The sequence below is a fragment of the Lysobacter antibioticus genome, assembly GCF_001442535.1.
Classification (GTDB): Bacteria; Pseudomonadota; Gammaproteobacteria; order Xanthomonadales; family Xanthomonadaceae; genus Lysobacter; species Lysobacter antibioticus.
On sequence record NZ_CP013141.1, the window covers coordinates 1,632,802 to 1,644,165 of the forward strand.

Genomic DNA, 11,364 nt, shown 5'->3' on the forward strand with positions numbered 1-11,364 from the left:
AACGAGTAAGAGCCAAGGCCGGCTCTGCTCTTACTCACTGCTCACTCCTGGTAACTCATTCCCAGTAATCACTGCTGCTCAAAGCAGCCACACCTCGACCCGCTCGTTGCGATAGCGCGAGCCGGCATCGCCTGCGATCGGGTTGCGGGCACCGCCCGGCAACGCAGCCGCCAGCGGCAAGGCCGTGCCCATGCCGCGCGCCTGTTCCACCCGCAAGCCGCGCGACATCAACTCCTGGGCGACCAGATCGGCGCGGTCGTTGCTCATCATCATCGCCGCCATCGTCGAACCGGCGCTGGCATCGGCGAATCCGACCACCAGCAAGCGCCGGCCGCGATTCGGCGGCAGCGCCATGAAGCTGCGCAGGCGATCCAAATCGCGCACCGCACGGCTGTCGAACACATTCGCAGCCACGCCGCTTTCGCCGGGACCACCGAAGTTGAAGCGCAGGCTCAGCGGCAGGCGCACCGCACGGCCCACCAGCTCGCGATACTCCGCCGGCCCCGCCGACACCGGCCGCTCGCGTCCCGGCACCAGGGTCACCGCGAGATGGCCGCTGCGCGCGACCGCACGCTGGCCGGCGCGGGTCATCGCATACAAAGCGAAGCTGCGGCTCAGAGCGCCCATCATCTGGCCGCCGTACAGATACAGGCGCCGGCTCAAGGGATAGTCCTCGCTCAGCACCTCGGTGCGAGTCGGCGCGATCGCGCGCCCGCCGTCGGCGATCGCCACCGGCTTGGTGCCGCCGCCGTAATGCTCGCCGATCGGGATCAGGCCGATCGCCAAGGGGTCGGCCGCGACCGCGGCGATCAATTCGCGTGCGTTGCGATGGCGCTGCGCTTCGCCGAACGCCGTACCGAGCATGACCCGGTCGTTCATCAAGTCGCGCACCGCACCGGCGCCGGGATCGAGATGCAGCCGTACCTCGCCCTGGTTGCCGCCGAACTCGCGCCATTGCCGCGACTGCCCGGAAAACAGCCGGCGCAGTTGAGCGAAATCCAGGCGCACGACCGGATTGCGGCGATTGACGACGACCGCGACGCCGTCGAGCGCGACCACGAACTCCTGGTCCTGCGAGCCTAGATCGCCGAGCTGCCAGCCGGCATCGAGCTCGGCCGCGTTCGGCCGCCGCGCCATCATCGCGATCTGCGCCTGGCCTTCGACCAGATCGGTAAACCCCTGCGCCGAATCGCTGCCGGCGATCTCGACGATCAGCGGCTGGCCGTCGCGGCTGGCGTGGATTTCGGTCAAAGCCGGGCGCGGACGACGGATGCGCATGTCGGAGTAGCCGATATCGCGTAGCCAGGCCTCGGCCAAGCCCGGCACCAACGCATGCCCGAGGGTTTGAGAACCGTGGATGCGGACGCGTTCGGCGTCCTGGGCACGGGCGGGAAACGCAATCGCAGACAACGATGCGAACAGGAACAACACGAACGGCAACCTAACGGCACGCGACATGGCGCGCACTCCCCCTGTACGAACAGCGCGCAGGATGGGTGCGGCCTGTGACGCTGCGATTACGCGACGGCAAGCACAGTAATGACGAAGTGGAATGCCCTTATTTCGTCAAGCTGCAACAAGCGAGCGACAAGCGGTCGCGAGTTGCAGAAGTACGCAGGCGCCTGCGACTCGCGACGCAGCGGGCGACATCGCGGTCGCGGCTCGTGACCGAAGGAAATCCAGTAGGACGCCGCTCCTACCCGGGAGCATCGCACCGACAACGGCCGCTGGCATAAGGATTTGCTGTTGCTGTTGCTGTGCGCACTCTCGAACTAGCGAAGGCCATCGAAGACCCGGACGGCGGCGCGGAGGGATGCGCGCCGTTTTTCATCGGGACAGGGATGTCCCGTATGAAAAATCCCTGCGTCGGCAACGCTCGTGCGGGCTTGTGATTCAAAAAGAAGCATTTTTCTTTGGTTAGCTTTCTTTTGTTGCTTATGACAAAAGAAAGTAACCCGCCGCTTTAGTGGCGGAAGCTTTTGGCGTTTGATCTAGATCTTGATCTTGATCTTGATCTTGCTTGAGAGAAACGCCGCAAACCGGTTACGGCGCTGTCGCGGCTTGCGCCGCTCCTACCCTCGCGGAAGCACGCCGCTTCGATGGGTAGCATCGGCGTTGTTGGTTCTGCGCGTCCAGTGGTCGCGACTTGCGGCCGAAGGAAATCCAGTAGGACGTCGCTCCTACAGGGGAATGGGACCGCCGCAGCCCCATCAACTCATCCCTCGCCCACCGCCACCGGCCGCTGCGGATCCTCGATCCATCCGCTCCACGACCCGGTATACAGCGCCGCACCGTCGAAACCGGCATGCGCCATCGCCAACAGATGATGGCAGGCGGTCACGCCGGAGCCGCACATCACCGCGGTCTGCGCCGGCGCATATCCTGCGAGCAAGGGCGCGAATTCGCCGGCGAGCGTTTCGCTCGACTTGAAGCGGCCATCGGCGAGGTTGTTCGCATACGGGCGGTTGCGCGCCCCGGGCACATGGCCGGCGACGCGGTCGAGCGGTTCGACTTCGCCGCGGAAACGCTCGCCGGCGCGCGCGTCGATCAGCAGGCCGCCGGAATCGAGCAAGGAACGCACGTCCTGCGCATCCAGCACCCGGCGCGCGTCATAACTGGCTTCGTAGCGGGTGGCTGTCGGGGTCGGCACGAGGTCGTCGCTCGGCAGGCCGAGCGCGGTCCAGCGCTGCCAGCCGCCGTCGAGCACGGCGACGCGCTGGTGGCCGAGCACGCGCAGCAGGAACCACAGGCGCGCCGCGGCCAGGGCGCCGTCGCCGTTGTCGTAGACCACGACCTGGTGCTGCGCAGTGATGCCCCAGCGCCCGAGCGCGGCGGTGAAATCGTCGGCCTCGGGCCAGGGATGACGGCCGCCGCCGGATTTGCGGTGATCGGACAGGTCGCGGTCGAGGTGGGCGTAACGCGCGCCGGGTACATGCGCCTGGCGATAGGCGGCTTCGCCGGCTTCGGTGTCGTTGAGGCCGAAACGCGCGTCGACGACGATCAGATCGTCGCGGCCCAGCGCGGCGGCGAGGTCTTCGGCCGATACCAGGGTGGTCCAGTCGCTCATCGGGTCGTCTCCAATCGCTGCCGCAGGTTCAACAGCATCGACGCGGTCGCGCCCCAGATGCGTTGGCTCGGATAGCGGTATTCGAGCACATGGCGCGCGCGGCCCTTGTACTCGAGAGTGCGCGTGGTGAGGTTGTCGGGGTCCAGCAGGAAGGCCAGCGGCACTTCGAACACCTCGGCGACTTCGTTCGGATCGGGCCGAGCGAGGTAGGCCGGGTCGATCACCGCGACCAGCGGCAACACGCGAAAGCCGGTGATCGTCACCAGCGGGTCGAGGAAACCGAGCGGCGCGATCAGCGCGGCCGGCACGCCGATTTCCTCTTCGGTCTCGCGCAAGGCAGCCGCGACCGCGTCGGCATCGCTGGGTTCGATGCGACCGCCGGGAAAGCTGACCTGGCCGCCGTGTTGGCGCAGGCCGTCGGTGCGCCGCGTAAGCAGCACCTGCACGCCGTCGGCGCGCGGCACCAGGCCGACCAGCACCGCGGCTTGCGCATGCGAGGCGTCGTCGGGCAACAGCCCGCTCAGGTCGTCGAGGTTCCAGCCGTCGCTTTCGGGCGCTGCATCGAGCGGGTGCAGCGCCGCCAACAGGCGGGTGCGTTCGCGCGAATCGCCGTCGAGAAAGTCGGCGCCCATGAAGGCCGGCGTTGGCGCAGGCGCAGTCACCGCAGCTTCGACTCGCGCTGCGGCAACACTACTTCCATCAGGCGCAGGCGCTCATCGTCGTTCATCTGCGACCAACGGGCGATTTCGGCCGTGGTCCGGTGGCAGCCCGAGCACAGGCCGTCGTCGCCGAGTTGGCAGACACCGATGCACGGACTCAACACCGCGCGGAATGTCGTCATATCGTCCACCGAGGCCATGCCGCCATTGTGCCTGGCGGGGCGACCTCGTAAAGCCCGACCGATGCGATCGGCAGGCCGTGCGAAACATCGGGTACCGCGCATCGATCTTTGGATCGCCCGACGCGCCGCCCCGCTCCAGAAACGACTTGCGCCGGGCTAGCCGGCGCAAGTCTGTGACGCTTGTCTGATCTTACTTGACGCTGACCAGCTTGATTTCGAACTGCACGGCGACGTTCGGCGGGTACGGGGTACGCGGGTCGGCGCCGTAGGCCTTGTCGGCCGGCAGGGTCACTTCCCACTTCGAACCGCTCGGCATCTGCAGCAGCACTTCGCGCATCGCCGCCATTTCGATTTCGCTGACCTTGATCGACGGAATCGAGTTGGCCGGACGCGCCTGCTCCGGACGCTGGCCCCACGGGAACGGACCGGCGACTTCCAGGGCGACGGTGCTGGCCTGGGTCGGCTTGGCGCCGGTACCGGTGTCGATGATGCGGTACTGCACGCCGCTCGGCAGCGCCTTCACGCCGGCCTTGGCCTTATTGCCGTTGATGAAGGTGTCGCTCTTGCCTTTGTTTTCGGCAGCGGCCTTGTCCCACTCGGCCTTGGCCTTGTCCTGCTGGCGCTTCTGCATGTTCTGCACGGCAGTGCGCAGCTGGTCGACCGGCACCGACGGCGGCTTCTTGCCGTAACCGTCCTGCAGACCCTTGACGATCGTGTTGACATCGACCTGCTCACCGCTTTCGACGGCGTTGCGGCCGAGGTCGTAGCCGAGCGCATAGCTCAGCTTGCCCTTCTCGGAAGAAGTGTCCTGCGCGACGGCGTTGCCGGCGGTCAGTGCCAGGGCCGCAACGGCGGCAGCAATCAAACGCAACTTCATTCGGTGGAATCTCCGGTAATGGCACGGGGCGACTGCGTCGCCCCGATCGGCTAGGGGCATAGTCCAATCATGCCCCGATGTAGAAGCCCTGGGTCGGTCGTAAGTGCCCGACAGGACGAGTTAGGATACCGGCGGCAGCGCTTAACCGCCACTGACGACCGGGGATCAGACCGCGACGCAGGGCCGGAGTTCCCTGCCTGCCGCCCCCCATTCCCCCGGAATCCTACGGCCATCACATGACCGAATCGCCCCTGCTGATCGCCGATCGCGGCGCCGTGCGCCAGATCACCGTCAACCGTCCCGACAAGCTGAACGCGCTCAATGCCGCGACCCTGGACGCCCTGCTGGCCGCCTTCGAGGCCGCCGCGGCCGACCCGGCGGTGCGCGCCGTGGTGCTGACCGGCGCCGGCCCCAAGGCCTTCGTCGCCGGCGCCGACATCTCGGAAATGAACACCCTGACCCCGGTCCAGGGCCGCGATTTCTCCCAGCGCGGGCAGAAACTGATGCGCCGGATCGAGAAGATGCCCAAACCCGTCATCGGCATGATCAACGGCTTCGCCCTCGGCGGCGGCCTGGAACTGGCGATGGGCTGCCATCTGCGCATCGCCTCCGACAACGCCAAGATCGGCCAGCCCGAGATCAACCTCGGCCTGATCCCGGGCTTCGGCGGCACTCAGCGCCTGCTGCGCCTGGCCGGCCGCGCCGCCACCCTGGAGCTGTGCCTGGTCGGCACCCCGATCGACGCCGCGCGTGCGCGCGAGCTGGGCATCGTCAATCGGGTGGTGCCGGCGGCCGAGCTCGAAGCCGAGACCTTCAAGCTCGCCGAACAGCTCGCCGCGGCCGCGCCGCTGGCGCTGCGCGGCGTGCTCGACTGCATCGCGGTCGGCGGCGAATGCGGGATCGAAGAAGGTTTGGAATACGAAACCGCGCAGTTCGGCCTGATGTTCGCGACCGACGACATGCGCGAAGGCACCACCGCCTTCCTCGAACGGCGCAAGCCCGCTTTCGCCGGAACGTGAACGAGCGCACGTCCGCGCCGTGCCGCTGCGCTTGCGCCGATGCGCGCGGCGCGACGGCGCATGCGATCGTCGCCGTCCTGGCGCAGGACGACCTGGATGCCGCGATCGCGCTCGGTTTGTTGAGCGCGAACTTCGACGACGGCATCGTCTGTCGCCAGTGCACGGACGCCTGCACGCAGGCGCTGCGTAGCACGCGCGAGGCGCGCCTGCGCGCGCTGGCGGCGCGCGAACGTTACCGCGCACGTAACCTTCGCCTGCAGCGACGCGCCGACGAACGCGCCGCACAACGCGCCGCGGCGCCCGCCCCCGAGCACGCGCTCGGCAACACCGCCGACCACGTGATCGCCGACACCTCTCCCCCCGCCACGCAGCGCCCGGCCCTGCCTTCGGCCGCCGCGGCCGCCTTGGCCCGCGCCAAGGCCAAGGCCGCGCAGCGCGGACCGACCTGAGACCCACCCTCCGCATGGCCAAGACCTCCCCGCCCGCCGTCAAGCCCGCCAGGAACGCCGCCAGCAAGACGCTCAAGCAGGCGATCAAGAAAGTCGCCAAGAAGGCGGTCGCAAAACCTGCTGCGAAATTCCCGGCCAAGCGCGCCGCGAGCAAGCCCGCTACGACCAAGCCGGCCGCAAAAAAGACCGCGAAACCGGCCGGCAAACGCGTCCCCAGTCTCGCTCCGGCCGAGATCGAGGAGATGTTCTCGCGTCTGCAGGCCTTGAACCCGAAGCCGACCACCGAGCTCGAATACAGCACGCCGTTCGAGTTGCTGGTCGCGGTGGTGTTGTCGGCGCAGGCCACCGACGTCGGCGTCAACAAGGCCATGCGCAAGCTGTTCCCGGTCGCCAACACGCCGCAGGCGATCGCCGCACTCGGCGTCGACGGGCTCAAGCCCTACATCGCCACGATCGGCCTGTTCAACACCAAGGCCGCGAACGTGATCGCCTTGTCGCAACAGCTCCTCGAACGGCACGGCGGCGAAGTGCCGCACGACCGCGCCGCGCTCGAAGCCCTGCCCGGGGTCGGCCGTAAGACCGCCAACGTCGTGCTCAACACCGCCTTCGGCGAACCGACCATGGCCGTGGATACTCACATTTTCCGGGTCTCCAACCGCACCGGCCTGGCGCCCGGCAAGGACGTGCGCGCGGTCGAGGACGGCCTGCTCAAGGCGGTGCCCGCGCCCTATCTGCACGACGCGCATCACTGGCTGATCCTGCACGGACGTTACGTTTGCAAGGCACGCAAGCCCGATTGCCCGCATTGCGCGATCCGTGATCTGTGCCGCTTCGCGGACAAAACGCCAGGCGAACCCGAGCCCATAGCGGCTTGATTTCAAAAGCAATTCGAATCGGCGCCGCGCGCTTGCGCGAGCGTCATCGCAGCGTCATGCCTGCGAAATAAGTCAGATCTGTCACATTTACGCAACTTTCACACTCTAGCCTGCGCGCCATCACTCCACGCCTCAGGGCTAGACCATGAAACTCTCCCGCAACACCCTTGCCGTCGCGTTGTTCGCCGCTCTCGCAGCGCCCGCCGCGCACGCCGAAATCGCACTCGACGTCATCGGCGACTCGGAAGTCACCTTCGAAGGTCTGCTGCAGGCGGATTACAACGATTTCAACAGCGACGTCCTCAACCTCAACGCCGACGTGCCGGACGGCAAGGACAACGACAACGAACTGCGCCGCGCCGAGCTGGTGCTGAAGGGCAAGGGCCCGGGCAACATCGAGTGGGTCGCCGGTTACGACGCCAAGGCCGACAAGTTCCTCGACGTCAACCTGAAGTACAAGCTCGGCGGCAACGCCAACCATTACATCCAGGTCGGCCAGTACAAGCAGCCCAACAGCCTGGAAGAGCTGTCCTCGACCAAGAACAACGATTTCATCTCCAAGGCGATGGTGACCAACACCTTCGGCGTGGCGCGCCGCCTCGGCGCCGCCTACAGCTACGGCACCAACGACTGGAGCCTGACCGCGAGCTACTTCGGCCGCGAGCTGACCCGTAACCTCGCCCACGGCTCGGGCTACGGCCTGCGCGGCACCTTCGCCCCGATCAACGAGAAGGGCAACATCCTCCACCTCGGCCTGTCCTACGTCGACCTCGATACCGACGCCGACACCGTGCGCATCCGCACCCGTCCGCAGGTCGACCTCGCCGCCGGCCGCTTGGTCGACACCGGTAACCTGCTCAACGTCGATCGCCAGAACACCATCGGCGCCGAAGCGATGTGGGTGCACGGCCCGGTCAAGGTCCAGGCCGAGTACATGCGTTCGGAGTTCGACCGCTACGCCACCCGCTCCATCGCCCAGCCGGGCAAGAAGTTCAGCGGCGACAGCTTCTACGTCAGCGGCGTGTGGAACATCACCGGCGAGACCTGGGGCTACAAGGCGGGCGTGCCGACCACCCCGCTGCCCGACGAGCCCGCCAGCGGCATGTGGCAGGTCGGCCTGCGCTACGACAAGGTCGACCTCAACGACGGCTCGCTGCGCCCGGGCGCGACCCCGACCGCCGCACCGATCGTCGACGGCGTGCTCGGCGGTGAAATGGACGCCTGGACGGTCGGCGTGAATTGGTACTGGCGCTCGAACTTCAAGTTCATGCTCGACTACTCGATCGTCGACAGCTCGCGCTACATCGGCAAGACCAGCGCCACCTACTCGCAGACCGCGGCCTACAACAACCGCACCTTCAACCGCGTGGTCGACGACAGCCCGAACGTGATCTCGGCGCGCGTGCAGTTCTACTGGTAAGCCGCGGCTTACCGCTCCGATCGGACATCTCTCCCCCTCGATCGGCAACGATCGTTACGGGCGCGGCCTAGGCCGCGCCCTTCTTTTGCGCGCACCGCGCGTCGGAAAGAAAGGGATGTCACGTCCTTGTCATGTTTTCGCCTCGTGACTGTCATTGAACCGTTATGAAATTCGCCGCAACGGATCCGTGCCAGCCGTCTCTCTTCAGGAGCTCACCGTGTTCAAGTCTCTGTCCTTCCGCCTGACCGCACTCGCCCTCGCGACCGCGTTCGCCGTCAACGCCCAGGCCGCCGACGTCACCGGCGCGGGCGCGTCGTTCGTGTATCCCGTGATGTCGAAGTGGTCGGCCGACTACGCCAAGTCGACCAGCAAGAAAGTGAACTACCAGTCGATCGGCTCCGGCGGCGGCATCGCCCAGATCAAGGCCGCGACGGTCGACTTCGGTTCCTCCGACGCCCCGCTCAAGCCCGAAGAGCTCGCCAAGTTCGGCCTGGCCCAATTCCCGTCGGTGATCGGCGGCGTGGTGCCGGTGATCAACGTGCCGGGCGTGGCCTCGGGCGCGATGAAGCTCGACGGCGCGACCCTGGCCGGCATCTTCCTCGGCAAGATCACCATGTGGAACGACCCGGCGATCGTCGCCCTCAACGGCGGCCTGAAACTGCCGGCCAAGAAGATCACCGTCGTCCACCGTTCCGACGGTTCGGGCACGACCTTCAACTTCGTCAACTACCTGTCCAAGGTCAGCGGCGATTGGAAGAGCTCGGTCGGCGAAGGCACCGCGGTCAAGTGGCCGACCGGTATCGGCGGCAAGGGCAACGAAGGCGTGGCCGCCTACGTCAAGCAGATCCAGGGCGGCATCGGCTATGTCGAGCTGTCGTACGCGCTGCAGAACAAGATGGCGTATTCGCGCCTGAAGAACGCCGACGGCAACTTCGTGCTGCCGACCGACGAAACCTTCTCGGCCGCCGCCGCGAGCGCCAACTGGGCCGACGCCAAGGACTTCTACCTGGTCATGACCAACGCGCCGGGCGAGAACTCCTGGCCGATCACCGCGACCAACTTCATCCTGATGTACAAGCAGCCCAAGAACGCCGCCGGCGCCAAGAACGCCAAGGAATTCTTCCGCTGGGTCTACGCCAACGGCGACCAGCAGGCCAAGACGCTCGACTACGTGCCGCTGCCGGACGCGCTGGTCAAGCAGATCGAGACCTATTGGACGGCGAACATGAACTACTGATCCGACCGATCGTCGGATCCGGGGGGATCCTTCAGATCGGGGAGATCGGCAGATCGGACACAACGGGCCTTCGGGCCCGTTTTGTTTTTGCGGGAATCGGGTGTCGGGAGGCGGGAGACTTCGGCATCCGGTCCGGATCAAGCCCTGGGTACTCGGCTCCGCCGAAGTAAGCGGAGCCCGGCTGCGCGAAAACCACCGTAGGGACACACGCCCGCACTTGCTCCGCCGTCCCGAATCGCCCGTGCCGCAGTCACCCGGGAACCGGAATTTCGGCCGTTTATGACCGCCAGACGCCAGCCGCAGGCCTCCAAACCGCGATCCCCAGCACCCTGAACCGTGCTTCGCTACAGATTCATGACGAATCGATGTCATAGCCGTGTAACAAAAAGATCATCAAATGGCGCCATCCGAGCCGGCGCCCACGCCGGCCTTCTTTCACGGAGTAGCGCATGAAATCGTCGCCGGCCCGCATCGCCGTCTTCTCTCTCGCCATGACCCTGGCCGTCGCTGCGTGCTCGGGCAGCCAGACGCCGGCCCCGGCCGCCGACGGCAAGACCGAGGCCGCCGCGCCCGCGGGCGACCAGGTCGCCGCGCAGATCACCGGCGCCGGCGCGACCTTCATATTCCCGCTGCTGTCGAAGTGGTCGGACGACTACAACAAGGCCACCGGCGCCAAGGTCAACTACCAGTCGATCGGCTCCGGCGGCGGCATCGCCCAGATCAAGGCCGGCACGGTCGATTTCGGTTCGTCCGACAAACCGCTGCCGAGCGAAGAGCTCGCCGCCGCCGGCCTCGGCCAGTTCCCCTCGGCCATCGGCGGCGTGGTGCCGGTGGTCAACGTCGAAGGCATCGAAGCCGGCAAGCTGCGCCTGACCGGCCCGTTGCTCGCCGACATCTTCCTGGGCACCGTGCCCAAGTGGAACGACGCCAAGATCGCCGCGGTCAACCCGGGCGTCGCCCTGCCCGACCTGAAGATCAACATCGTCCACCGCTCCGACGGCTCGGGCACCACCTTCAACTTCTCCAACTACCTGTCCAAGGTCAGCCCGGCCTGGCAGAGCAAGGTCGGCGAAGGCACTTCGGTGCAGTGGCCCGGCGGCGTCGGCGGCAAGGGCAACGAAGGCGTGGCTTCGTACGTGAAGCAGATCAAGGGTTCGATCGGCTACGTCGAGCTGGCCTATGCGCTACAGAACAAGATGGCGCACACGCAGTTGCAGAACGCCGCCGGCAACTTCGTCCAGCCGAGCGCCGAGGCCTTCCAGGCCGCGGCCTCGACCGCCGATTGGGCCAGCGCGAAAGACTTCAACCTGGTCATCACCAACGCCGGCGGCGCGCAGTCCTGGCCGATCACCGCGACCAATTTCATCCTGATGTACAAGCAGCCCAAGGACGCCAAGCGCAGCGCCGACACCCGCGCGTTCTTCAAGTGGGCCTTCGAGAACGGCCAGTCGCAGGCCCAGGGCCTGGACTACGTGCCGCTGCCGCCGGAACTGGTCAAGCAGATCGAAGCCTACTGGGCCGCCGAGTTCAAGTGACGAATCGGCCCGTGCGCGCAAGCGCGCGGCTTTGCCGATTCGTC

9 protein-coding genes and 1 pseudogene are annotated in these 11,364 nt (G+C 66.7%); 6 read left to right on the forward strand and 4 right to left on the reverse strand.

The annotated features are described in order from the left end of the window. Positions 1 to 78 precede the first annotated feature (78 nt). From GLA29479_RS06715 to GLA29479_RS06735, 4 genes and pseudogenes are all read right to left on the reverse strand, one after another. A complete protein-coding gene (locus tag GLA29479_RS06715) occupies positions 79 to 1,458 on the reverse strand; it encodes a substrate-binding domain-containing protein (RefSeq protein ID WP_057971147.1) in 1,380 nt (459 codons plus the stop codon). A gap of 757 nt (positions 1,459 to 2,215) precedes the next feature. Then, entirely contained in the window at positions 2,216 to 3,067 is an 852-nt protein-coding gene (locus tag GLA29479_RS06720) for a sulfurtransferase (protein ID WP_057971148.1), read from the reverse strand. Beyond that, a pseudogene (locus GLA29479_RS06725) lies at positions 3,064 to 3,926 on the reverse strand (CoA pyrophosphatase). Before GLA29479_RS06725 ends, GLA29479_RS06720 begins: the two are co-directional and overlap by 4 nt. Before the next feature lie 172 nt (positions 3,927 to 4,098). Continuing rightward, on the reverse strand, positions 4,099 to 4,785 hold the full coding sequence (locus tag GLA29479_RS06735; protein ID WP_057917518.1) for an FKBP-type peptidyl-prolyl cis-trans isomerase N-terminal domain-containing protein: 687 nt from the start codon (positions 4,783 to 4,785) through the stop codon (positions 4,099 to 4,101). A 236-nt stretch (positions 4,786 to 5,021) separates the two neighbouring features. On the opposite strand from GLA29479_RS06735, the gene GLA29479_RS06740 reads away from it, so the two are divergent. From GLA29479_RS06740 to pstS (GLA29479_RS06765), 6 genes are all read left to right on the forward strand, one after another. Then, on the forward strand, positions 5,022 to 5,804 hold the full coding sequence (locus GLA29479_RS06740) for an enoyl-CoA hydratase-related protein (protein ID WP_057917517.1): 783 nt from the start codon (positions 5,022 to 5,024) through the stop codon (positions 5,802 to 5,804). A 65-nt stretch (positions 5,805 to 5,869) separates the two neighbouring features. Beyond that, positions 5,870 to 6,253, forward strand: coding sequence for a hypothetical protein (locus tag GLA29479_RS06745; RefSeq protein WP_082638984.1), 384 nt, complete (start codon positions 5,870 to 5,872; stop codon positions 6,251 to 6,253). Positions 6,254 to 6,336: 83 nt separating this feature from the next. Next, on the forward strand, positions 6,337 to 7,128 hold the full coding sequence (nth, locus tag GLA29479_RS06750; protein WP_425599973.1) for an endonuclease III: 792 nt from the start codon (positions 6,337 to 6,339) through the stop codon (positions 7,126 to 7,128). A gap of 145 nt (positions 7,129 to 7,273) precedes the next feature. Further along, a complete protein-coding gene (locus GLA29479_RS06755) occupies positions 7,274 to 8,548 on the forward strand; it encodes an OprO/OprP family phosphate-selective porin (protein WP_057917516.1) in 1,275 nt (424 codons plus the stop codon). Positions 8,549 to 8,765: 217 nt separating this feature from the next. Beyond that, complete coding sequence (pstS, locus tag GLA29479_RS06760) at positions 8,766 to 9,785, forward strand: phosphate ABC transporter substrate-binding protein PstS (RefSeq protein WP_057917515.1); 1,020 nt, start codon at positions 8,766 to 8,768, stop codon at positions 9,783 to 9,785. A 449-nt stretch (positions 9,786 to 10,234) separates the two neighbouring features. Next, positions 10,235 to 11,320 (forward strand): phosphate ABC transporter substrate-binding protein PstS, encoded by a 1,086-nt coding sequence (gene pstS, locus GLA29479_RS06765; RefSeq protein ID WP_057971149.1) that lies wholly within the window; start codon positions 10,235 to 10,237, stop codon positions 11,318 to 11,320. Positions 11,321 to 11,364 lie beyond the last annotated feature (44 nt).

Excerpts from the sequence above, each read along its gene's own strand:
- GLA29479_RS06715 (WP_057971147.1), bottom strand. The coding sequence starts at position 1,458 with ATGTCGCGTGCCGTTAGGTTGCCGTTCGTGTTGTTCCTGTTCGCATCG.
- GLA29479_RS06720 (WP_057971148.1), bottom strand. The coding sequence starts at position 3,067 with ATGAGCGACTGGACCACCCTGGTATCGGCCGAAGACCTCGCCGCCGCG.
- GLA29479_RS06735 (WP_057917518.1), bottom strand. The coding sequence starts at position 4,785 with ATGAAGTTGCGTTTGATTGCTGCCGCCGTTGCGGCCCTGGCACTGACC.
- GLA29479_RS06740 (WP_057917517.1), top strand. The coding sequence starts at position 5,022 with ATGACCGAATCGCCCCTGCTGATCGCCGATCGCGGCGCCGTGCGCCAG.
- GLA29479_RS06755 (WP_057917516.1), top strand. The coding sequence starts at position 7,274 with ATGAAACTCTCCCGCAACACCCTTGCCGTCGCGTTGTTCGCCGCTCTC.
- pstS (WP_057971149.1), top strand. The coding sequence starts at position 10,235 with ATGAAATCGTCGCCGGCCCGCATCGCCGTCTTCTCTCTCGCCATGACC.